At 65.5% G+C, this 21,804-nt stretch carries 18 protein-coding genes and 1 tRNA gene; 8 read left to right on the top strand and 11 right to left on the bottom strand.

What is annotated here, in order from left to right; genetic code table 11:
* Window positions 1–2: 2 nt before the first annotated feature.
* Together LVJ94_04085 and LVJ94_04080 are read left to right on the top strand one after the other, a co-directional pair.
* A complete protein-coding gene (locus tag LVJ94_04085; protein WXB06425.1) occupies window positions 3–4,322 on the top strand; it encodes a CusA/CzcA family heavy metal efflux RND transporter in 4,320 nt (1,439 codons plus the stop codon).
* A 521-nt stretch (window positions 4,323–4,843) separates the two neighbouring features.
* A complete protein-coding gene (locus LVJ94_04080) occupies window positions 4,844–5,191 on the top strand; it encodes a hypothetical protein (protein ID WXB06424.1) in 348 nt (115 codons plus the stop codon).
* 59 nt (window positions 5,192–5,250) lie between these two features.
* On the opposite strand, the gene LVJ94_04075 is transcribed toward LVJ94_04080, so the two are convergent.
* The 3 genes from LVJ94_04075 to LVJ94_04065 all read right to left on the bottom strand — a co-directional run bounded on the left by LVJ94_04075 (window position 5,251) and on the right by LVJ94_04065 (window position 9,428).
* Entirely contained in the window at window positions 5,251–7,656 is a 2,406-nt protein-coding gene (locus LVJ94_04075; GenBank protein ID WXB06423.1) for a hypothetical protein, read from the bottom strand.
* Window positions 7,657–7,798: 142 nt separating this feature from the next.
* On the bottom strand, window positions 7,799–8,230 hold the full coding sequence (locus LVJ94_04070; GenBank protein WXB06422.1) for a hypothetical protein: 432 nt from the start codon (window positions 8,228–8,230) through the stop codon (window positions 7,799–7,801).
* Window positions 8,231–8,477: 247 nt separating this feature from the next.
* The gene (locus LVJ94_04065; protein WXB06421.1) at window positions 8,478–9,428 is read right to left on the bottom strand and encodes a cation diffusion facilitator family transporter; all 951 of its coding nucleotides are present in this window, start codon (window positions 9,426–9,428) and stop codon (window positions 8,478–8,480) included.
* A gap of 104 nt (window positions 9,429–9,532) precedes the next feature.
* On the opposite strand from LVJ94_04065, the gene LVJ94_04060 reads away from it, so the two are divergent.
* Window positions 9,533–10,783, top strand: coding sequence for an NAD(P)-binding protein (locus LVJ94_04060; GenBank protein WXB06420.1), 1,251 nt, complete (start codon window positions 9,533–9,535; stop codon window positions 10,781–10,783).
* Between the two features lie 215 nt (window positions 10,784–10,998).
* Here the strand turns inward: LVJ94_04060 and LVJ94_04055 are convergent, their stop codons facing one another.
* Together LVJ94_04055 and LVJ94_04050 are read right to left on the bottom strand one after the other, a co-directional pair.
* On the bottom strand, window positions 10,999–11,457 hold the full coding sequence (locus LVJ94_04055) for a GAF domain-containing protein (protein WXB06419.1): 459 nt from the start codon (window positions 11,455–11,457) through the stop codon (window positions 10,999–11,001).
* Between the two features lie 61 nt (window positions 11,458–11,518).
* Window positions 11,519–11,605 (bottom strand) — tRNA-Ser (locus tag LVJ94_04050).
* A 177-nt stretch (window positions 11,606–11,782) separates the two neighbouring features.
* Here LVJ94_04050 and rpoZ point away from each other — a divergent pair.
* Window positions 11,783–12,025 carry a DNA-directed RNA polymerase subunit omega gene (gene rpoZ, locus LVJ94_04045; protein WXB06418.1) on the top strand — a complete coding sequence of 81 codons (243 nt, stop codon included), beginning with the start codon at window positions 11,783–11,785 and terminating at the stop codon, window positions 12,023–12,025.
* Window positions 12,026–12,036: 11 nt separating this feature from the next.
* Entirely contained in the window at window positions 12,037–12,717 is a 681-nt protein-coding gene (locus tag LVJ94_04040; protein ID WXB06417.1) for a YggS family pyridoxal phosphate-dependent enzyme, read from the top strand.
* A gap of 5 nt (window positions 12,718–12,722) precedes the next feature.
* On the opposite strand, the gene LVJ94_04035 is transcribed toward LVJ94_04040, so the two are convergent.
* From LVJ94_04035 to LVJ94_04020, 4 genes are read right to left on the bottom strand one after another with little or no spacing between them, the layout of a single operon-like run.
* Window positions 12,723–13,787, bottom strand: coding sequence for a 3-deoxy-7-phosphoheptulonate synthase (locus LVJ94_04035; protein ID WXB06416.1), 1,065 nt, complete (start codon window positions 13,785–13,787; stop codon window positions 12,723–12,725).
* A 15-nt stretch (window positions 13,788–13,802) separates the two neighbouring features.
* On the bottom strand, window positions 13,803–15,179 hold the full coding sequence (locus LVJ94_04030; GenBank protein ID WXB06415.1) for a sulfatase: 1,377 nt from the start codon (window positions 15,177–15,179) through the stop codon (window positions 13,803–13,805).
* Window positions 15,180–15,213: 34 nt separating this feature from the next.
* Complete coding sequence (locus LVJ94_04025) at window positions 15,214–17,157, bottom strand: hypothetical protein (GenBank protein ID WXB06414.1); 1,944 nt, start codon at window positions 17,155–17,157, stop codon at window positions 15,214–15,216.
* 8 nt (window positions 17,158–17,165) lie between these two features.
* Window positions 17,166–18,023: a hypothetical protein gene (locus LVJ94_04020; protein WXB06413.1), complete on the bottom strand. Its 858-nt coding sequence runs from the start codon at window positions 18,021–18,023 to the stop codon at window positions 17,166–17,168.
* Between the two features lie 25 nt (window positions 18,024–18,048).
* On the opposite strand from LVJ94_04020, the gene LVJ94_04015 reads away from it, so the two are divergent.
* A complete protein-coding gene (locus tag LVJ94_04015; GenBank protein WXB06412.1) occupies window positions 18,049–19,425 on the top strand; it encodes a replication-associated recombination protein A in 1,377 nt (458 codons plus the stop codon).
* A 3-nt stretch (window positions 19,426–19,428) separates the two neighbouring features.
* Here the strand turns inward: LVJ94_04015 and LVJ94_04010 are convergent, their stop codons facing one another.
* Window positions 19,429–19,779 carry a tetratricopeptide repeat protein gene (locus tag LVJ94_04010; GenBank protein ID WXB06411.1) on the bottom strand — a complete coding sequence of 117 codons (351 nt, stop codon included), beginning with the start codon at window positions 19,777–19,779 and terminating at the stop codon, window positions 19,429–19,431.
* 5 nt (window positions 19,780–19,784) lie between these two features.
* Complete coding sequence (gene hpt / locus LVJ94_04005) at window positions 19,785–20,309, bottom strand: hypoxanthine phosphoribosyltransferase (protein WXB06410.1); 525 nt, start codon at window positions 20,307–20,309, stop codon at window positions 19,785–19,787.
* A gap of 54 nt (window positions 20,310–20,363) precedes the next feature.
* On the opposite strand from hpt, the gene LVJ94_04000 reads away from it, so the two are divergent.
* Together LVJ94_04000 and LVJ94_03995 are read left to right on the top strand one after the other, a co-directional pair.
* Window positions 20,364–20,966: a TetR/AcrR family transcriptional regulator gene (locus LVJ94_04000; GenBank protein WXB06409.1), complete on the top strand. Its 603-nt coding sequence runs from the start codon at window positions 20,364–20,366 to the stop codon at window positions 20,964–20,966.
* Window positions 20,967–20,969: 3 nt separating this feature from the next.
* On the top strand, window positions 20,970–21,791 hold the full coding sequence (locus LVJ94_03995) for a phytanoyl-CoA dioxygenase family protein (GenBank protein ID WXB06408.1): 822 nt from the start codon (window positions 20,970–20,972) through the stop codon (window positions 21,789–21,791).
* Window positions 21,792–21,804: the final 13 nt, after the last annotated feature.

Raw genomic sequence — 21,804 nt, 5'->3', positions numbered from 1 at the left:
CGATGTTCGCATGGCTCGCGCGACTTGGGGTTCAACGGGCGTGGTTCGTCTTGCTGGCGGCGGCACTGTTCGCCATCGCGGGCATTTTCGCGTTCCAATCCTTGCCGATCCAGGCTTTTCCCGATGTGACCGATCCTCAGGTGGACGTGGTCGGCGTCTACCCCGGGCAATCGGCCGAGGAAGTGGAGAAGCGCGTCACCTTGGAGTTGGAGCGCGTGCTCTCGGGCACGCCGAGCCTCATCGGCCTGCGCTCGGTCTCCGTGTTCGGGCTCGCGCTGGTCACGCTGACCTTCGATGACGCGCGCACCGATTTCGAGCTGCGCACCTTGGTGGCAGAGCGCCTCCGCGAGGCAAACCTGCCCGAATCGGCCACCGCGGACATGGGCCCGCAGTCCACCCCGGTGGGGCAGATCTACCGGTATACGCTGCGCGGCCCGCACAGCTTGAAAGACCTGCGCGCGATCAACGACTTCGTGGTCGAGCGGCGCTTGCGCGCGGTGCAGGGCGTGGCCGAGGTGTGGACCTTCGGCGGCTTCGAGCGGCAGTACCAAGCGCGCATCGATCCGGGCCGGCTGGCCGCGGCCGGCGTGTCGCTCAAGGAGGTGTACGACGCGCTCGCGCGCACCAACGCCAACGCCGGCGGCGGCTACGTGGGGCTCGGCTCGCAGGAGTTCATCGTGCGCGGCCTCGGCGCGGTGCTTTCGCCGGTGGACATCGGCCTGGCGGAGGTGCGCGAGATCGATGGTGTGCCCATCCGCATCGGCGATGTGGCCGACATCGTCGAGGGCTCGACCCCGCGCCGAGGCGCCGTCGGACGCGGGCACGAGGACGAAGTGGTGGAGGGCATCGTCATGCTGCGCCGGGGAGAAAACCCGGGGCTCGTGCTCAAGGCGCTGCGCGCCCGCATCGAGGAACTGCAGCACGACGTCCTGCCCAAGGACGTGACCATCGACACGTTCTACGACCGAACCTCGCTGCTCGATGCCACGTTGGCCACGGTGGGACGCAACATGAGCGAGGGCGCGCTCCTCGTCGTGTTCGTGCTGTACCTCTTTCTGCGCACCGCACGCGGCACCCTGATCGTCGCGCTGGTGATCCCGCTTTCGCTCTTCGCGGCGTTCATCGGACTCCGGCTCATGGGGCTCCCGGCGAACCTGATTTCGCTGGGGGCCATCGATTTCGGCATCCTCGTCGACGGGGCGGTCATCGTCCTCGAGGCGAGCCTGCACACGATGAGCACGCACCCCCACGCGCTCGGCCGCGAGGAGAAAAAGATGCTCATCGAGCGGGCCGCCGATTCGGTGGCCGGGCCGGTGGGCTTCTCGATGCTCATCATCATCGTGGCCCTGGGTCCCATTTTCGCCTTGGAACGCACCGAGGGCCGCATCTTCGCGCCCATGGCCTACACGTATGCTTTCGCCTTGATCGGGGCGCTCGCGTGCGGAACCTTCGTGGTGCCGGCGCTGGAGACGGTGCTCTTGCCCAACCGCGCACCGCCCGCCGAAGCGCGTTGGCTGCTGGCCCTTCGCGCGGCGTTTCTTCGGGCCCTCGACCTGGCAGGCCGCCAAAAGGGACTCGTTCTGGCCGGTGGCTTCGCCGCGCTCGTGGCCATTGGGCTCTACGCCAAGGGCATTGGCAACGAATTCCTCCCCGAGTTGAACGAGGGCGGTTTCTACATCACCACCACGTTCCCTTCGACCATCAGCCTCGACGAGGTCAAACACCCCACCGCCGACATGCGCGAGCGCATGCTCGCGTTCCCCGAGGTGGCCGACGTGCTCTCGCACATTGGCCGCCCGGAAAAGGCGACGCAGGCCGAAGGGTCGTTCAATGTCGAATTCTTCGTCAAGCTATGGCCCGAATCCAAATGGCCAAAAGGCATGACCCGCGCGAAGCTGGAAGAGCTATTGCGCCGGAGTCTGGCCGATATTCCCGGCGCGCATCACAATTTTTCGCAACCGATTACCGATCGCGTGTTCGAAACGATATCGGGCATCATTGGCCAGGTCGTCATCAAGGTGCATGGCGAAAACCTGGACAAGACCACCGCGCTCGCCCACGACCTCGTGGCACGTCTGGCCAGCGTGAAGGGTGTGGCAGATTTGTCTGTGTACCAAGCCGGAGACATTCCGCAGCTTCAAATCGAACTGGATCGCAATGCGGTGGCGCGGCGCGGTCTTTCCATTGGCGACGTACAAGATACGCTGGCGGTCGCGCTCGGCGGGCAGCCTGCCACGCAAGTGTGGGAAGGCGAACGCCGCTACGACGTGGCGCTGCGTCTTCCCGACGTGGTGCGCGGCAGCCCGGACGCGCTGGGGCGCCTTTTGGTCGGTCCGCCGGAGCGCTCGAGCGCGCTCTCGGAGGTGGCGGCCATCCGCTACGGAAGCGGTCACACCGCCATCTGGCGCGAGGACTTTTCGCGCTTCGTCGCAATCAAATTTAATGTTCGCGGCCGGGATCTGGGAAGTACGGTCGAAGAGGCAAAACGTGCGATCCGAGACATCCAAGTTCCCGATGAGACGTATTTGTCGTGGAGTGGCGAATTCAAGAACAAGGAGCGCGCCATGAAGCGTCTCGGGCTCACCGTGCCCCTCGCACTGTTTGCCGTATTCGGCATTTTGTACGCCCACTTCCGCCGGGTGCGGCCCGCCCTGCTCATCATGGGCGCGCTGCCCTTCGGCATCACGGGCGCCGTCGCCGGCTTGCGCTTGATGGGGGAGAATTTCTCGGTGAGCGGTGCCGTGGGGTGCGTGGCGCTGCTTGGACAAATGGTGCTCGCGGTGGTGCTGCTGCTCACGCGCATCGAGGAGGCCGAGCTGCAAGGCGAGAAGAACCCCATCGTGGAAGGCGCCAAGACGGCCTTCCGCCCCGTGCTTCTGACTACGTCGCTCGCGGTGTTGGGGCTCACGCCGAGCGCGCTCTCGCACGCCATGGGCAGTGAGACGCAGCGACCCTTCGCCATCGCCATCCTGGCGGGGCTCATCATTGGCATCCCCATGGTGATGCTGCTCGTGCCGCTGGCCTACGCGCTCACCAAGGGCCGCCGATGGCCCGCGGCGCTCGTCGCCGGTGCGGCGGCGTTGCTCCTGGGCGTGCCGAGCGCGCAGGCGCAAAGTGCGGCGCCGGTCATCAGCGTGCCCGAAACCGATGCGCCCCACGGCTTTACGCTGGAGCAGACCTTGGCGGCGTTGAAGCGCGGGCACCCGCTTCTCACGGCCGCGCGGGCCAATGTGCGGGCCGCCGAGTCGCAGGCCACCGCCGTGGGGCTGTGGACCAATCCGCAATTGGATGCAAGCTACACACGTTCCGTGGGGACCACGAGCTACGACCGATTTGGCTACGGCACGGCGGGGATCACGCAATTCGTCGAGGTGGCAGGCGCCCCCAAAGCGCGGCGGCGCGCGGCCGAGGCGGAGGCGCGTGCGACCGAGGCCGACGGCGCCGGGGTGGAGCGGAGGCTCGCCTTCGACGCGGAGGAAGCATACGTCGGGCTGGCCGCGCAGATCTCGCGTCGTGGGGTCGCCGAAGAGACGGTGCGCGACTTGGAGCGGGCGGATCGCATCGTGCGGGCGCGGGTCGGCGCGGGCATGGCCCCGCAGTACGATGCATCGCGCATCGCCATCGCGCTGGCATCGGCGCGGGCGGATCTGGGCGAGGCCGAGGCCCAGATTGCGCGCGCCCGAGGCGATCTGGCGACCGCGGTGGGGCCGGCGGTTGCGAGCTTGCGCGGGGATCCCGTGTACGACTTCGATGCCACGCCGCCCTTGCCGAATCTGCCCGATCTGCAGCGCGATCTTCTGTCGCACCGCACCGATTTGCGGGCCGCGCAGCACCGTGCGGAGTCTGCACGGCTCGACATCGTGAGCGCCGAGCGCTCGGTGTTTCCCGGAGTCGGGGTGCGGCTGGGCGCGGGCTTCGGCCAAGCGCCGAACCAGACGGATCTGGGCGTGGGCATCGTGCTGCCGATCCCGTTGGTCGACCGCGGGCAAGGCCTCGTGCCGGCCGCCCGCGCGCGCGCCGAGGCCAACGAGGCCATGGCCGACGCCATCGTGGTCGCCGCCCGCGAGCGCCTCACCGCCGCACACGCCGAGCTGGTACGGCGCCGCGAGACCTTGGAGAAGTACCGCACCGAGACACGCCAGATCAGCGTGAGCATGCGCTCCGAGGCGGAGGCCGGCTACCGCGAGGCGCGGCTGTCGGTGCTCGAATTGGTGGACGCGTACCAAAGCTTCCACGACGCGCGGATCAAGGTGATCGACCTCTCCTCCAGTGCCTCCCTCGCCGGGGTGGGCGTGCGCCGCGTCCTCGAGGGCGCGCAGTAGAGAAGAAAGATCAGTCGGGTCGACCCAGAGGTCACCCTCTGCGTCTCCCACGGATCCGGACGTGCGGGACTATTGGTGCAGCAGGTTCGCTAGGCTCGAAGTGAGCGCAGTTTCGTCGAGTCGAGCGCTGGGAGCGGGTGGTGATTAAGGAGGACTCTCATTCGTTCCCAGGTCATGCGAGCTCGTTGCGATCGTCGATTTAGCCACGATCGCCACGCTGCATAGAGCGCGCGGCTGAATCGCCAGAGCGCGTTTGCGTTGTTTCGGGATATCGATCCAACGGACCGGTGGGGCCCGGTATGTCCCCGCCTTCGCTCGCTCATTCAGAGCGAAGGTTCTTTTCCAGTTCATTTGCGTACTCGTCGGCTGTCGTTCCATCGACACCCGCCGCCCCCATTACGAGTGCGTCGGTATGCTTCTTGCCGCCAATCGACCTCGATGTGATGCGCGAGCGTGAGCAACCATCTCGGGTGCTTCTTTCGCCCGTTTTGCTATCCGTTCGAGTTTCGTTGAGACAGTTTGTGAGCTCGGGGTCTCTTCCATCGTTCCTTGTCGGGTCGATCGCCGGAAACGTACTTCGCGACTTCCGCGTCGGTATCGACTACGTCCGCGGGGTAACGTATCTCGAGCAGCATGCGGCGGCGCACGACGGCGATCTCGACTCGCCCGGGCTCGTCCTCAAGGTCCCGAACACAGGCGAGTTCCAGATCGTCGCACTGGCGAAGCCGCGTCGCTCCGAGATCGCATCGCCCGCGCTCCCAGGCGATCGCTTGCTCACGATCGACGGGTTGACCGCACCGGTGCGAGGCGCGGAGCGGTCTTCGATGCCCTCCGCGGGAAGCCCGGCCAGAGCCGAAAGCTCCGCATAGAGCGGAACGGACGGACGATGGATCTCAACGCGCCCGTTCAGCATCTTCTCTAGTTTCCTCTAGTTCAATTGCAGGGTCGATTCCATCAACTGGACCTGATACGGCCAGGCCGTCGAGACGAGATAGTGCAACGTCACGACCTTCGTCTGGGGATCGTAGCGCGTGTAGCGGTTGAGAAGATGCGGTCCATACAAAAACGCCGCCCTTTGATTCTCGACCTTGCGCGGGTAGAGGTTGTTCGGATCGCACGTTGGCAAAGGAGCGCCCGTGCAACGGTACATGTAGCGGTAGCTCGCGTCCCGTACGGGATCGAGGATTTCGATATCCTGGGCGCTCGCGAGATCCCAAGGCGTGCTGGCAATGCGTGCTTTGATCGGCGCATCCACGTTCTGTCTGTCGCCGGCGGCGTGGTAGATGACAATCCATAGATTCGTGCCCGGAATCTCTCCGAAGGAGAGGGAGGCCCACGGAAACACGGTCGTAAACAACGGCACTGCATCGGACTGGTTGGGCGACCAATTCTCGGTTCCCGAACCGGTGTAGTATCGGATGTCCGACAACTCCGGATTTCGCCCCGGAGTAAGTGGCAGCCACGCGAGGTGCACACCACCCTGCCACTTGTCCTCCTTGAGAATGGTCGCCTGTCCCAGCAGGAATGCTCCGTCCGCGGTGGGGGAGTGGAAACCGGGAAGTCGCGTGGCAATACCTCGCACGACCGAGGGCGCGATCTGCAAGAACTTGCCGCCCGGAGCGCCCTGCGGCCCCAGTGGAGGGAGACGGAACAGCAGATCGAAGGGCGCGGGCTCCATGGGACGAGAGGATGCGGTAAGCCACGGCGTCCACAATACCGGGCACGTTTCCTCTGGACACGTCTTCTCGTTCGCGCCGCTGAACACGAACGCTTTGCCGTCGTAACTGAAGGCGCCCGTTGGCGTGCCGTCGCCTTCCAACGGCCTGGTCTGACCGCCTTCGCGGATCGTATAGGGATGAAACTTGCCATTCGCCCCAAGAACGGGTCTCAGATTGAGCATCTCCGGATTGATGCGTCCGGGACCTTGCCAGGGCTGTCCTCGAGGAAGCCAGGATACGAGCATCTCGTCATTGAGGCCGCCGTAAAGGCCAATCGTCACGCTCTCGGTTTGCTTGGCGGCGGCGATGGGCGCGCCCGCGGAAGCGACGCTACCCGCGCTGGTCATCGCTATCGGCCCCGACCAGGTATTTCCTTCACCAGAAACCCAGTGGACATAGGGCTTCCCGCCATAGCCGACGAAGAGTGCGCTCGTCACGTCGGTCTCTTGCTTGACCAAAGCAATGTTACCGCCCGGCGGTGCAATCTCGGTGGAGTCAAATTCAAAGGGGCCCTGCCAAGGTGCACCGTCGTCGGACCGTAGCTCGGTGAGCTTCTCGTTGTCTCCGACGAAAACCATGCTGGCGCGATGGAGGCCGCGCCGGATGGCGGCGACACTTCCACCCGGTGGCGCGAAATCCGCATTTTCGGTCATGGGGCTGGGGCCTTGCCATGTCCCGCCGCCGTGGACCCAATGGACAGTGGGTTTCCGATCCTTGCCAATGACGGTCACGGCCAACAAATCAGTGTTCTGTTGAATCGCGGCAACGGAGGCCCCCGGCGGAGCGGTCGTCTTCGCAAGATCCCCCACGATGGTCGGTCCCGCCCAGTCCGTGCCTTGGCCCACTACCCAATGAACGTGAAGCTTCTCATCGTTGCCGACGAAAAACGCGTCGAGCTGGTTGGCGGATTGCGGGGCGGCCGCGACTCCGGCTCCGGGCGGTGCCGTGCCCTGGCCGCTGATTTGGAAGGGCGCCTGCCAGACGCCGTCGCCGCTCACCGAAGAGACGAGCAGCTGGCCTTCGTCTCCAACGTAGAAGACGTCGAGCTTTTCGGCCGTTTGCTTCGCGGCGGCGACAGGAGCCCCCGGAGGTGCGGTGCTCAACGGGCTGATTCGGTGTGGGCCCTCCCAGAAATGCCCATCGACGATCCACGCGACATAGAGGGCACCATCGTTTCCGATGAAAAACGCATCGAGCTGGTTCGAAGTCTGCCACTCCATTGCAACATGTCCGTTGCGAGGGAAGGCAACGTCGTCGATGACCGCGACGGGATCGGCATAGGGGGCTCGAGCCTCGTCACCGAAGAAGATGATCGTTCGCCCGTCGTATTCCGTATTGGCCCCCAGATCCACGCCCTCGACGCCCCAAGGGACCGTATTCCCAAAGTGAGGCTTCCCCTCAGGGTCGTAGTTTCCGGTCAATTGCGCAAGGCGCTCCGTGCTTCTCCAGCTCGCCGCGGTCGCGAGTGGATGTGCAGAGGCCGAGCCCGCGCCGGCATCCTTGGGCGCGTCGCCCTTGGAGCCATTTCCGCCGCACGAGGCGGCGAGAACCGCGAGGGCGGTGACGCAGAAGAACGGGAAGGTCAACCATCGTCGGGGCCGTGAGTCTCGAAGCATGACTTCCTCTCATGGGGTGCGTTGCCGGACGCAGCGCACGTGGATCCGCCAATCCCGTGAAGGTAAACGCGGATTCACGTTGAGGACAACTCGCAGATAGCGTTATTCGGATCGACTGGAACTCGGAAAAGTTGCGAGAAAATCAGGGCGTCGAAAGTGGCGCGATCGTGACGCTGGTAAGTCGGTCGGGATTGCTTCGAAAGGATGCAACCATTTCCATGTTGCCGCGCGTGTAGAGGCGGGCGTCGGGAAGGCTCTTGGCGACAGCCGTAGAACTGGACCATCCGTGCTTACGCATTTCTTCGTCGGGGGTTGCGACGGTCTCGGAGATTGTGCGGCCTAGCTCGTACATGCGCACACCGTACGCCTCGCCGTCAAACGTCGCCGCAAACGTGCGCCGTGAGTCGGGCGGTCGCAGCACGCCGTCGAAGTCGCCACCGGGTGCATCGCCCTCGGCGGGAAAAAGCACTTCGAGCGGTGCGGCCGATTCGGTGGCGACCGTGATGATGCCCGTCGTGTCGGCGTCGGCGTCGGCGGGCTTTCGCAGCCAGGGTTGCCCTCTGTCGCCACGCAAGACTCACTTTCCGCTGGCTCGGCGTTCTTGGCGGGGTGACGTTTGCCCGTCACCGGGCTCCAGCATGAGGTTTAGATTTTCGATATCACCTCCTCAATTCAAGCTTACTTGGCGCACCAGGGAGGAGGCGGGGAGGGAAACTCGCGGGGCGACGCGCACCGAGGCTATTTTTGGTTTCCCATTGGCCCAGCGAGGAAAAATGGAAACACAAAAAAGCTCCCCGCCTCCCCGTGAATTTCTTCTCCGCCTATTCCGCTTCGTCCGAGACGAGGCGGCAGGGCACGTCGCAGGGGACCTTGGCGTCGTGCGCTTCGACCTGCAAGGTGGCGTGCCCGATGTGGAAGCGCGTGTGGAGCTCGCTGCATACGTCGCGCAGGAAGCCCGGGGATGATGCCCCGTCGACGGTCACCAGGTGCGCCGTGAGTGCGGTCTCCGTGGAGCTCATGGCCCAGATGTGCAGATCGTGCACGCCGCGCACGCCGGGGAGCCCGCCGAGGTAGCCGCGCACCTGGCCGGGATCGATCTGCTCCGGCACGGCATCGAGCGCCAGGTCGAGCGAGCGGCGCAGAAGCTGCCACGTCGATGCGAGAATGACGAGCGACAGCACGATGCTGACCACCGGATCGAGCACGCTCTGGCCGGTGAACCGAATGAGAATGCCCGTGATGACGACGCCGGCGGAAACCGCCGCATCGGCCACCAGGTGGATGAACGCCGCCTGCACGTTCACGTCCCGCTTTTTGCCCTTCATCAAGAAGAGCGCGGACGCACCATTGACGAGCACGCCTACCGCGGCCACGATGGCCACGAGCCCACCGTCGATGGTGCCGGGCGTGCGAAGGCGCCCGATCGATTCCCACACGATGGCGCCCGTCGCAACGACGAGGAGCAGCCCATTGGCCAGTGCCGCGAGGATGGTGGCGCGCCGAAACCCATAGGTCCGCCGGAGCGACGGTTTTCGCCGGGCGAGCAAGCTGGCACCGCCGGCCACCAGGAGGCCGAGCACGTCCCCCAAATTGTGCCCTGCATCGGCGATGAGCGACATGGACCGGGCAAAGAGGCCAAACGCCACCTCCACCACCACGAAGCCCAGATTGAGCACGATTCCGATGAGATACGCGCGCCGATCGTCGAAACCTTCGCCCCCCGACTCGAAGTGGGCGTGGGCGTGATCGTGGTGCGCGTGGTCATGTCCCATGGGCTGGCCAAGGAAAGATGCGGCGAAGGGGACGGACCTGCAAGCAGATGACGCTCCGATGACGCCGTCGTGGGCATTTCGTGGCAGCATGCATCCGAACATCCATGGAAACGTGCCGTCATCTTATCGTTGGCGCCGGCATCACCGGCCTTACCGCTGCCGCTTTTCTTCGCGATCCCGACTACCTCGTTCTCGAGGCCGACACCCAGATTGGTGGCTACTGCAAGACCATCAAGAAGGAGGGCTTCGTCTGGGATTATTCGGGCCATTTTTTCCACTTCAAGCACCCGGAGATCGAAGCATGGCTGCGCCAGCGCATGCCCAAGCAGGATATCCGCGTCGTGGAAAAGAAGACGTACATCGCCTTCGGCGATCGCAAGATCGATTTCCCATTTCAGAAGAACATTCACCAGCTCCCGCAGGCGGAGTTCATCGAGTGTCTGTACGATTTGTACTTCGCGGCATCGCAGGGTGAGGCGGCCAACTTCAAAGAGATGCTCTATGCGCGATTCGGGCGCGGTATCGCGGAGAAGTTCCTCATTCCGTACAATGAAAAGCTGTACGCCTGCGATTTGTCGACGCTCGACAAGGACGCGATGGGGCGGTTCTTTCCCCATGCCAACCTCACGGACATCGTGCGCAACATGCGCGTGGCCGACAATGCAAGTTACAACGCGACGTTCACCTACCCCGAGGGCGGTGCCATCGAATACGTGAATGCCATCGCCAGCGAGGTGCACCCGCACAACATCGCGCTGGGCGAAGCGCTGGTCAGCTTGGATCTGCGCCACCGCGTGGCCCGCACCACGAAGCGCGAGATCCAATTCGAGCGACTCGTGTCCTCGGCGCCGTTCCACAAGCTGGTGAAGCTCGCGGGCCTGGCCTACGACGAGAGCGCCTTCTCCTGGAACAAGGTGCTCGTCTTCAACTTGGGATTCGACCGCAAAGGCGCCCGCGACGTGCACTGGATGTACTACCCGGACCGCGCGCGGTCGTTTTACCGCATTGGCTACTACGACAACATTTTCGACACCGATCGCATGAGCCTCTACGTCGAACTAGGCTTCGCCAAAGACGCCCCCGTCGACGTCGAAACCTCCCTCGCCCGCGTCCTCGCCGATCTGGAAGCCGAAGGCGTCACGCAAGGCCACCGCCTGGTCGCCCACCACTCCGTGGTGATGGACCCCGCATACGTGCACATTACACGCAAGTCGATCGCCGAACACCAACGCCTCTCCCGCATCCTGCAAGCCCACGGCGTCTACTCCGCGGGCCGCTACGGCGGCTGGACCTACTGCTCCATCGAAGACAACATCGTCGAAGCGAAAGCCCTCGTCGCCAACTTCGAGCCGTAGGAACGGCCGGAGGATTGAACATGAAGGGGGGAAGGCGGGAAGGGATACGGCACAAATCCCACCGCGCACCGAGGCTGGTTTGGGTTTTCAGTTGGCTCACGAAGCCAACTGAAAACCAAAAAAAGCCTAGGCACGCGGTGGGATTCGCGTTGTTTTCCTTCCCGCCTTCCCCCCTTCCTGTGAATCCTCTCCAGCCGGAACTCGGGTGCGCGCCGTTACTGCCAGAGGGGCAGCAGGGCGGCCGCGCACTCTTCCAAGAGCTCGCGGTGGGCTTTCGAGAAGGCGTGGAGGCGTTCGCTCTGGACGTCGATGGTACCGACGACGGTGTCGCGGGCGGTGCTGATGATGGGGACGATGATCTCGGACTGCGTGTTGCCGTGGGTGCTCACGTAGCGGGGATCGCTCTTCACGTCGCCGGCGACCACGGTCTTGCGAAGCGCAACGGCCTCGGCCGTGAGACCTTTGCCGCCTGCGAAGCGGAAGAAAGCGGGCGCGGCCGGGCCGCTCCATGCGACCACGGCGTACTCGCTCTTGTGCACGTCGTAGATGCCGACCCACTTCTGGTCGAGTCGGGTGCGGATGACTTTGCAGACCTGGCTGCCCTTGGTTGCACGATCACCGTCCGCCAAAAGGATGTCCTTGATTTGGAGAACGAGGTCTTGCTTCGGCTGCATCAACGGATCACTCCACCGGGAGAAACTCGACTTTTCAAAGACAAGAGCAAGCGGTGGGGGGCGGAGGAGGAGGGATTCGAACCCACGGATGACTTGCGCCATCGCCGGTTTTCAAAACCGGTGCCTTAAACCGCTCGGCCACTCCTCCAGGGCGGTGAAACAAGGATAGCGTCTTTTATCAGCCCTACCCTTGTTCGAGGAGCACGAAAACACACCGTGAGCGCTGTTTAGGGCAGTAAAAACGAGGGACTTGCCGGAATGGCGCAGGCGGACTAGGTTTCCGGGCCCCTGTTCCCGTATCGGCAGCCCTAGGAGTAAGACCAGCATGGCCCGCGTTACCGTCGAAGATTGCCTCGAGCGTGAGGAAAACCGTTTCGCCCTCGTGGTGCTTGCCGCTCAGCGAACCCGCCAGCTCATGAAGGGCGCCACCGCCCTCGTTCACTCGAAGAACAAGCCCGCCGTCACCGCGCTGCGTGAAATTGCGGCCGGCAAGGTCCACTACGACCGTCTGAGCAACGACGTTGTTCAGGAGTGGATCGAGGGACAGAAGCGGCACACCGTCATCTAATTGCGGCTCCTTTGAGCGGAATCGCGGAGCGGCTCGCACACATCCAGGAGCGCGTCGAACAGGCGGCGCGCGCCGTGGGGCGAGATCCGAAATCCGTCCGCCTCATCGCCGTTTCGAAGAAAATGCCGCCGGAAGCCATCCGGGAGGCGTATGCCGCGGGACAGCGGCTTTTCGGCGAGAATTACGCGCAGGAGCTCGGCACCAAGGCCGACGCCCTCGACGATTTGAGCGACATCGAATGGCACTTCATCGGGCACCTGCAGTCGAACAAGGCGCGCGTGGTCGCGCCCCGCGCCCGCGTGGTTCATACGGTCGATAGCGCCTCGCTCGCCAAAGAGCTCGCGCGACGCGCCGAGGCCGCGGGCCGCACCCTCGACGTGCTCATCGAGGTCAACGTGAGCGGCGAACCGCAGAAGCACGGCATCGTGGCGAGCGAGCTCGCCGAGGTCCTCGCTGGAGTGCGTGCGTTCCCCACCCTTTCGGTCCGCGGCCTGATGACCATGCCGCCCGAAGGTGATCTCGACGTCGCCCGCCAGGTCTTCGAGACCCTGGCCTCCCTCCGCAACCTGCATGGAGGCCCGAGCGTGCTGCCCGAGCTCTCCATGGGCATGTCCGGCGACTTCGAGACCGCGATTGCCGCAGGCGCCACGATCGTGCGGGTCGGAACCGCGATCTTCGGCGCCCGGAGCTAAGCAGGCTAGCGCGCTTCGCGGCGTTTGCGGACGTCGGCGGCGAGTTGGTGGAGGACTTCCACCGTGTGATCCCAGCCGAGGCACGCGTCGGTGATGCTCTGCCCGTAGGTGAGCTGCCCACCGTTTTTCGGCACGTCTTGCCGGCCGGCCACGAGGTGGCTCTCGAGCATGACGCCCACGATGGCGTTGTTGCCGCGGGCGAGCTGCCCGCCGATGTCGGCCGCCACCAACGGTTGGCGCGTCGGATCTTTGCTGCTGTTGCCGTGCGAGCAGTCGATCATCAGGTAGGGCGCGAGCTTCGCCTTCGCGAGACGGGCCGAGGCGGCGGCCACCGAGGCTTCGTCGTAGTTCGGGGCCTTGGCGCCACCGCGCAAGATCACGTGGCAGCTCTCGTTGCCGCGCGTCACGACGATGGCGGCGAGCCCCTGCTTGGTGACCGAAAGAAACTGGTGCGGGCTCGCGGCCGCGCCCACGGCGTCGATGGCGATCTGCACGTCACCGTCGGTGCCGTTCTTGAAGCCGACGGGCATCGAAAGACCGCTGGCCAGCTCGCGGTGCACCTGGCTCTCCGTGGTGCGCGCTCCGATGGCTCCCCAGCTCACCAGATCGGCGATGAACTGCGGCGTGATCGTATCGAGGAACTCGCACCCCGAGGGAACGCCCATCTCCGCCAGATCGCAGAGCAGCTTGCGCGCGAGGCGCAGGCCCACGTTGATCGAAAAGCTTCCATCGAGATTCGGGTCGTTGATGAGGCCCTTCCAACCCACGGTGGTGCGCGGCTTCTCGAAGTAGACGCGCATGACAAGTTGCAGGTCGTTCGCCAAAGTGGGCGCCAGCTCGCGAAGGCGCCCGGCATACTCACGTGCCGCGTCCACATCGTGGATGGAGCAGGGCCCCACCACGACGAGAAGGCGATCGTCCTGCCCGGCGACGATGCGCGCCACGTTCTGACGCGCATCGTTCACGCAGGTGAGCGCCGCGTTCGACATGGGGAATTCTTCGAGAAGAATGGCAGGCGGAATGAGCGGCCTAAGGCGATCGATACGAAGATCGTCGGTGGTAGAAAACATCGCGAGCTCTCTATATCACCGCGTGGCCCGAATTTCCTGAAGCTGCGCGCGCAACCGTTGCAAGCTCGTCAGCGAGGCTCGAAAGCGCTCCTTGTTCAGCACCAGGTCCTTCTTTTCATCGGGATCGACCCTGAGATCGTACAGTTCATACCGATGGTCGCCCAAATCGATCAACTTCATGCCGGGGGAAGGCCCCGTGATGATGGCACGGCGCATTTCGTTGAACGGCCCCTCGGGCATGTCCAGGTAGACATCGCGCTCCTCGATGGCGGTGTCACCCTCCGCCATGTCGGCGAGCAGGCTTTTTCCGCGCAGTAGGCCGTCGGTCGGCGGCGGCGCACCCGCCAGTTCGAGCACCGTCGGAACGAGGTCGATCTGCGAGCGCTTCACGGCGATGCGGCGCGGTTTGCCGCCAGGGACGTAGATGATCAGCGGAACGCGGACGATGGCCTCCCACAGCTCGCGACCGTGCATCAAGTGCCCGTGCTCGCCAAACGCCTCGCCGTGGTCGGCGGTCAGCACGATGGCCGTTTCGGCGCCCCATGGCTGCTTGGCGATGAAGTCGAGCACGCGGCCGATCTGCTGATCGGTGAACCAGATTTCCTGGTCGTAGAGCGTGCGCTTCGTGGGCGGGCCCTTCTTGCCAAAGCTGGGCGCACCCGCGTGTGCGACGTAAGGCGCGTGCGGGTCGAAGTAGTGAAACCAGGCAAAAAAGCGCCGCCCGACGTTGGCGGGATCGCCGAGCAACGCCAAAGCCCGCGCGGTGAGCCGCTCGCCGGTGATGCTCGTGTCGTTGTCCGTCATGCCCTTCGGCATCGCGGCGGTGTCCCAGACGTCGAAGCCTTGGCGGTAGCCGGTGTCCCACTTGAAATAGTGGTGGCACATGCCCGCGAAGGTGCGCACGTCCGCATCGTGCAGGCGCTCGGCGAGGAAGACGTTCTTGGGAAAGAAGGTCGTGTAGTGCTCGGGATCGCGAAAGGTCTCGCTCGCGTAGCGGCCGATGAGGAGCGGACCGAGGCTCTTGGGCGTGTACGACGCCGTGGCGTACGCGCGCTCGTACACCGTGGATCGCGCGGCGAGGGCGTCGATGTTCGGCGTGATGGGCCGCGGGTAGCCCATGAAGCCGAGGTCGAAGCGCAAGGTGTCGATGGTCAGGAGGACGACGTTGAACGCGCGCTTTTCCGGGACGATTTCCACCGGTTGCGCAGGCTGCGGCGCAGGCGGCGTGACATCGACCCGCGATGCGTCGGGCGGACGGACTTGGACGGCGACCGGTTTGCGGAGGGGCAGTAGATCCCACAACCAGAGTGCGAGGATGCACGCGGCACCGCCTGCGATGCCACCGATCAACACGGCCATGACGACGAGAAGGCGGGAACGCCGTTCCGTCATCGACTGCCAAGCCTGCCAGAAACGAGGCCGATGATTACGTGGGACGGCGCCGAACCCACTTCGTCACGACATCCTTGAGGCGCGCGGACGTGCCGACCGGCGAGCTCGAGGGAACACGGGAGGCGGCTTCGCCCTTGGCGCGGATCTCGGCCTCGAGGCGAACATTGGCCTCGTCCTTGGGATCGTGAATCAGCGCGCGAAGGACCCATATTTCGGCCTCGCGGTAGTTTCCACGCGAGCACTCCGCTTTTGCAAGCGCTCCCAGCGTCCGCGGGCCATCGCCTGCCACGCCGCGCGCCTGTTCGGCGAGGCGCAAAGCTTCGTCGCCCTCGCCCAGGGCCATGCACGCTTCGGAGAGCTCCAAGAGCAAGTCCGGCGAGCCCTGCGCGAGGGCGAGCGCCGCCTCGAAGGCGCGCCGGGCGAGGCCCCAGGCGGCCATGCGGCGTCGCGCGATGCCCACGGCATAGTGCGCAATCCAGAGCGTGTGCCGCTCGGCAAGCCGCTGCGCGCGCGCGGCGATGAGCGGAAGATCCGGCAAGGGCGCGTGCATCGCGCCGTGCATGACGCTCTCGAGCTCGAGGGACGTTTCGGCATCTTCGAGCGGCAGCCGCTCGCGCACCGCCTCGGCCGCGATGTTCGTTCCCGGAGCGTAGCGTTCGGCGAGGCGCAAGATCGCGAGCGCCTCTTCGCGCTCGCCCTGCTGCTTCAGGGCGCGACCGAGCATCAAGTGGGCCCATGCATCATTCGGTAGTCCATCGAGCAGGGTTCGACCAAGTTTCACGATGCGGGTCGCCCGTGCGATGCCTTCCGGCTCTGCTCCAAAGGAGAGCAGAATGGCCTGGCGCAGGATCTCCGGGTGCGGATGATCCCACGCGAGCGCGCGATCGACGAGGGCCTCGGCGAGGAGCACGTCCTGCTGCTCCACGGAGATGTTCGCGAGCTGCACGAAGGCCCCGGGAAACGGTGGCGTGAAGAGCAGCGCCCGTTCCAAGGCGAGGCGCGCCGTCACGACGTCGCCCTTCAATTTGACCAGGATGGCCCGCTCGGTGAGGAGCACGGGATCCTCCGACGCGACCTCGAGGCCGCGATCGACGGCCGCCATGGCGCCGTCGAGATCCGACTGGCTGCGGCGCGCCTCGGAGAGCAAGCCATAGAGGCGCGCGCGTTTCGGCTCGAGGGCGATGGCGGCGAGGGCATCGCTTTCTGCGGAGCGCAGATCGCCCACGCGCGTACGCAGCGCGGCGGAGGCCTCGAGGAGATCGACTTGCTCGGGCGCACCCACCATGGCGCGGTGCAGGGTGCGCATGGCCGCATCGGCAAGGCGGTGGTCGCGCCCGTTCATCACGGCGTCGATGGCGGTTGCCGCCAAGCGCCCCGCGGCAAAGCGCGACGCCGGGGCGTCTTCCACGGCGCGCTCGAGATGCACCAACGCCGCGCGGCGATCGTACGGCCGGCCGCGGCGCGGATCGTGGACGAGGCATCGCTCGCCGCGCAAGACGCTCTCCAGCGCTTCCCATTCGAGATCGCCGATGTCGCGAAAGACGCCGAGCTCCCCCTGGAGCGGACGGCACAAGTCCTCGAAGGCCTCGCACAGCGTGCGGCCCGCGCCGCGATCGTCCAGATGCGCCTCGACGCGCGCACGGGTAACGCCATCGCGCGGATCGAAGGCGAGCAACTGGATCGAGCCGGGAAGGCCGTCGGCGGGCGGATCGAAGGAGCCGGTCATCACCATGTGCACGTCGGGCGGCGTTTCCCCGCGCGCGGAGAGATCACGCCAGGCTTGCGGTGGAAGAAAGGTCTCCACCGGCTTGGGGCCTTTGCTCTCCTCGGGCTCCTGCGACATCAGCTGCGCAAGGGCGACACTCTCGCCACGGAGCTGCACGAAGCCGTGCACCAGCGCCGCAAGGCCAAGCCCGAGCCCCTCCCCCGATGGCGGAACCCCGAACGGAATGACGACAATCCGCGGTGACGACGACATGCCCCCTCTTAGGGTGACGCTCTCCGAGGATTGAATGCAATGCGCACGTGGATGCGTGCGCCCCCCTCGGGCGGGCTGGAAAAGCCCAGTTTGGATAGGACGGCCGAGGTGCAGGCCTTGAGCTCCTCCGGCCCCGACCACGGTTCGACTTGCTGCTGCAGGATGCGACCCTGCGGGTCCAGCTGCAGGGTGAAAAGTCCTTGCGCCTGCGCCAAGGTCGCGCCGGTGCGGGAGCGCGCTTCGCACTGGTGAAGGCCGGGGCGCGCTTGCTCCATGACCACATAGGCCTCGGCGGCGTAGGCCTCGGTGGCCGAGGCTCCGCCTCCGGAGCCCGCGTAGCCATTTCGCGGGGCAAACACCGCGGGAATGACCACGGTGCGCGTGCTTCCGTCGGCCGGGGCCTCGATGGAGAGGTGCGAGACCTCGGTCACCATGCAATCGACCACGTCGATGGGCAGCCCGCAGGTGGCGTAGTTCTCCACCGCCACGATTTTCCCGCCCGGGCCAACCCTCGCCGCGATGGCCGCGCGGCCGTCGCCATTGGAGCGGTGCAACGTGCCCTTGGTGTAGCAGCTCCGAAACGGCTTCAGCGTCAGCTCGATGGCGCGCTCGGTCACCGCCGAGTCGTGCGGGGCTTCGGAGACATGCGCCGGGATCCAGGCCTGCCCGAGGCTACCGCTCGATGGGCAGTGGGCGAAGCGGTCGACCCCGCTGGCGTGGACCTCGAGCTCGGAAAGCTCGAGTTCGAACGCGCGGCGATCGAGGGGCGTGTCGGCGGGCTTCGAATCCCCGCAGGCCGCGAGCAAAAAAGCGAAGGCAAGCGAAAAGAAGGCGGCTTCCCCTGGCCTCTTGACCATGACGAACATGCGGACGTGCACTATTACCACGCACATGGCATCGCGAGCACGCGGCTCTCATTCGGGTGGCGAGACGCTTTTCGGGGCCGCGGCGCGAAGAGATCCGTCGGCAAAGGGGCACGTGCCGCTCGCGGAGAGGATGCGGCCGCACCGGCTCGAGGAGTTGGTCGGGCAGGCCCACTTGTTCGGGCCGAACAAGCTGCTGACCCGCGCCATCGCCGGCGATCGGCTGCCATCGATGATTCTGTGGGGCCCGCCTGGTGTAGGTAAAACGACGCTCGGTCGCATCGTGGCGGAGGGGACGAAGGCGGAGTTCGTGCTCTTCAGCGCGGTGCTGGGCAGCCTCGCCGACCTGCGGCAGATCGTGGGCGAGGCGCGCGAGCGGCTCGATTACCACGGCAAGCGCACCATCGTGTTCGTCGACGAGATTCACCGCTTCAACAAGGCGCAGCAGGACGCGTTCTTGCCGCACGTGGAGGCGGGCACCATCACGCTGATCGGCGCCACCACGGAAAATCCGTCGTTTGCCGTGAACGCGGCGCTTCTTTCGCGGTGCAAAGTGTTTCGGCTGGAGACGCTCGACGAGAAGGAGCTCACGTCGCTTCTCGAGCGCGCGCTCGCCGATGAAGCGCGCGGCCTCGGTGCGCGGAAGGTGCGCGCCACGCCCGATGCGCTGACGGCCATCGCGCGGCTCGCGCGCGGGGATGCACGGCGGGCGCTCACCACCTTGGAAACCACGGTGGACTATCTGGATACGGCCGGCGAGCAGGAGCTCACCGCCGACGCGGTCATCGCGGGCCAGAGCCACGATCCGCTGCTGTACGACAAGGCCGGCGAGGAGCACTACAACGTGGTGAGCGCGTTCATCAAGTCGATGCGCGGCTCGGATCCCGACGCCGCGGTCTACTGGATGATGCGCATGCTCGATGCGGGCGACGATCCGCTGTTCGTGCTGCGCCGCATGCTCATCTTCGCCAGCGAGGACGTGGGCAACGCCGATCCGCGCGCACTCATGGTGGTGGAAGCGGCCGACTGCGCGTTTCGACGCATCGGCATGCCCGAGGGCCTTTACGCCATGGCGCAAGCCGCGACGTACCTGGCCGCGACGGTGAAGTCCAATGCCGCGGGCAAGGCCTGGCAGCGCGCCCGCGCCCTCATCGAGCAACATGGCGCGCTTCCCGTTCCGAAGAAGCTGCGAAACGCGGTCACGTCGCTGATGAAGAACGAGGGCTACGGCCAGGGCTACAAGTACGCGCACGACTTCGAGGGCGGGGTCGTACCTGGCGAGACGTACCTGCCCGATGCCCTCGTCGGCGAGGCCATTTACGAGCCGGCCGATCGCGGCGAGGAAGCGCGCATCCGCACCCGCATCGAGGGGCTGCGCGCTGCCGTGCAAGAGAAGAAAGAGTAGAGGCTATTCCTCGCCGAGCTCGAAGAGCACACCCTGGAGGGCGGTGCGCAGCTCGCCGAGGGCGTGGGCCTCGCCCTTTCGCGTGGCCACGACGACGCCGGCGTCGAGCCAATCGCGCGCCTCGGACCAGCGTTCGCACTTGCCCAGCATCTGGCCGCACATCAAGTACATGGGAACGTAGTCGGCGTTGAAGGTGCGCAGCGTGGTGAACGTCTGCAGCGCTTCGTCGTAGCGCTCGGCCTTGCTGTATTCCAGCGCGAGGCCGTACCACGCGAGCGGGTCCGTCGAGCCGTCGGCGGTGATCTTTTCGAGGAATTTTAGGCGCTTCGCGCTCTTCTCGTCCAACTCGGCCATGGCGTTCAGCTCCTCTCCACGACGCCGATGTACGGGAGGTTGCGGTACTTCTCGGCGAAGTCCAGCCCGTAGCCGACGACGAAGCGGTCTTCGATGGTGAAGCCCAGGTAGTCGACCTTCACCTGCACCTTGGCGCGCGCCGGCTTGTGCAGGAGGGCACACACCTTCACGCTGCGCGGGGCGCGCGTGCGAAACAGATCGATGAGGTGCGCGATGGTCAGGCCCGTGTCGACGATGTCCTCGACGATGAGCACGTCCTCGCCCGCGATGGGGCGCGACAGGTCCTGCGTGATTTGCACGACACCGCTCGACTCCGTGCCCTCGCCGTAGGAGCGCATCCCGAGGAAGTCGATGCGCACCGAGGTGTCGATGGCGCGCGCGAGATCCGCCGCGAACACGAAGCTCCCCTTGAGGACGCACACCAGAACCGGAGGGTTGCTTCTGTAATGGTCGGAGATCTCCGCACCCAACTCTTGGACGCGCTTGGCGATCTCCTCTTTCGAAATCATCGTGACGATACGTTCCGACATGGTGCGGCGGATGCTACTTCGCGAACGCCACGTGTTCCACTAGGACTCTCCTCCATGGCACGTCCCCGCGCCGATCCGACGCTTTTGAGGCAGGTCGCCATCGCCGTTTTCGGCTTGGTGGCCGACCATGGAATCGATGGCACGTCGATGCGCGCCGTGGCTGCCGCCACGGGACTGAGCACCGGGACGCTGAATTACCACTTCGAAAACAAGCGCGGGCTCATTCGGTTCGCGCTGTCGTACGCGTACCAGCCGCCGCCGGATTGGAGCGACCACGAAGGCGATGCCGCGTCCGCCCTCCGCCGATTGTTCCAGCGTTACCTGCTCCAGCGCGATCAGGTGCGCGTCTGGTGGCGATTCTGGTGCGCCATCACCGCGGCGGCATCGGGCGATCTCGAGATGGCCGAGTGGCAAATGCGCACGCACCAGGCCCTCGTTGGCTTCTTTGCCGCCGTCCTTGGATCGGCCGGAAGCCGCGGCGAGCTCGCCTCGCAGGTCGAGGCGGACTCCGAAGCGGAGCGCCTGGTCGCCCTCGCACACGGCCTCGCCCTGCGCCAGCTCGTCGACCCGCGGCCCGAGGTCCTCGAGCTGTGCAAGGGCCTCCTGGAGCAGGAAATCGACCGCGTTTGCACAAGTCGCACGAACGTGCGACTTTAAGGGATGGACGGTGACATCGCCTGCCTCGAACGCGACGGCTATGTGATCCTCGAGGGCGTCTTGGACGAGCTCGAGCGCGCGCTGCTCGTCGCAGCGCTGGCGCCGTTCGAGCGGGAACGGCCACGCGGGCGCAATGCATTCGAGGGCGAATTTTCCACGCGCGTTTACTCGCTCGCGGGCAAGGGAGGCTTGTTTCTCGCGCTCGCGGAGCATCCGCGCATCACCGCGCTCCTCGATGCGCTTCTTGCCCCGAATTGGCTGCTCTCCACGTTGCAATCGATTCGCCTGCACCCCGGCGAAGCGCGCCAGGGCTGGCACACCGACGACGGCTTTTACATGCCGCAGCGCCCGCGGGCGATGCGCTCGGGCGTGTCCACGATTTGGGCGCTCGAAGACTTCACCGCCGAAAACGGCGCCACGGAGGTCGTTCCCGGGAGCCACCTCTGGGGCAGCGAGCACCCTGACGATGGCCTGCACGCGGTCGTCCCGGCGATCATGCCGGCTGGCTCGGTCCTCGTCTTCGACGCGGGCCTCTGGCACCGGGGGGGCGCGAATCGGTCGCGCGGAACGCGCCTTTGTGTCAGCCCGCAATACTGCCAACCCTGGCTTCGGCCGCAGGAGTCGCAGCTGTTGATTGCGACGCCCGAAATCGTCCGGCGGGCATCGCCGAGGGTGCAGAGCATGCTCGGCTACAGCATTCATCCGCCGTTCGTCGGGCACGTCGATGGAATGCATCCGTTGCGAACCATCGATCCGAGCTACCGCCATCACAAGACGAACGCGGCGGCGCTGGCCAATGCCGTGCTGCCCGCATCGACGCGATAACGATGTATAAAGC

Source organism: Sorangiineae bacterium MSr11367 (genome assembly GCA_037157805.1).
In the GTDB taxonomy this organism is placed as follows: Bacteria; Myxococcota_A; Polyangia; order Polyangiales; family Polyangiaceae; genus Pendulispora; species Pendulispora rubella.
This window is presented reverse-complemented; position numbering and strand designations above follow the sequence as displayed.

Bases quoted from the DNA above. Each gene is read 5' to 3' on its own strand.
- LVJ94_04010 (WXB06411.1), bottom strand. From the start codon at position 19,779: ATGGCCGAGTTGGACGAGAAGAGCGCGAAGCGCCTAAAATTCCTCGAA.
- LVJ94_04020 (WXB06413.1), bottom strand. From the start codon at position 18,023: ATGTTCGTCATGGTCAAGAGGCCAGGGGAAGCCGCCTTCTTTTCGCTT.
- LVJ94_04000 (WXB06409.1), top strand. From the start codon at position 20,364: ATGGCACGTCCCCGCGCCGATCCGACGCTTTTGAGGCAGGTCGCCATC.
- LVJ94_04035 (WXB06416.1), bottom strand. From the start codon at position 13,787: ATGTTTTCTACCACCGACGATCTTCGTATCGATCGCCTTAGGCCGCTC.
- LVJ94_04025 (WXB06414.1), bottom strand. From the start codon at position 17,157: ATGTCGTCGTCACCGCGGATTGTCGTCATTCCGTTCGGGGTTCCGCCA.
- hpt (WXB06410.1), bottom strand. From the start codon at position 20,309: ATGTCGGAACGTATCGTCACGATGATTTCGAAAGAGGAGATCGCCAAG.
- LVJ94_04065 (WXB06421.1), bottom strand. From the start codon at position 9,428: ATGGGACATGACCACGCGCACCACGATCACGCCCACGCCCACTTCGAG.
- LVJ94_04055 (WXB06419.1), bottom strand. From the start codon at position 11,457: ATGCAGCCGAAGCAAGACCTCGTTCTCCAAATCAAGGACATCCTTTTG.
- LVJ94_04075 (WXB06423.1), bottom strand. From the start codon at position 7,656: ATGCTTCGAGACTCACGGCCCCGACGATGGTTGACCTTCCCGTTCTTC.
- LVJ94_04030 (WXB06415.1), bottom strand. From the start codon at position 15,179: ATGACGGAACGGCGTTCCCGCCTTCTCGTCGTCATGGCCGTGTTGATC.
- LVJ94_04085 (WXB06425.1), top strand. From the start codon at position 3: ATGTTCGCATGGCTCGCGCGACTTGGGGTTCAACGGGCGTGGTTCGTC.
- LVJ94_04060 (WXB06420.1), top strand. From the start codon at position 9,533: ATGGAAACGTGCCGTCATCTTATCGTTGGCGCCGGCATCACCGGCCTT.
- LVJ94_03995 (WXB06408.1), top strand. From the start codon at position 20,970: ATGGACGGTGACATCGCCTGCCTCGAACGCGACGGCTATGTGATCCTC.
- LVJ94_04015 (WXB06412.1), top strand. From the start codon at position 18,049: ATGGCATCGCGAGCACGCGGCTCTCATTCGGGTGGCGAGACGCTTTTC.
- rpoZ (WXB06418.1), top strand. From the start codon at position 11,783: ATGGCCCGCGTTACCGTCGAAGATTGCCTCGAGCGTGAGGAAAACCGT.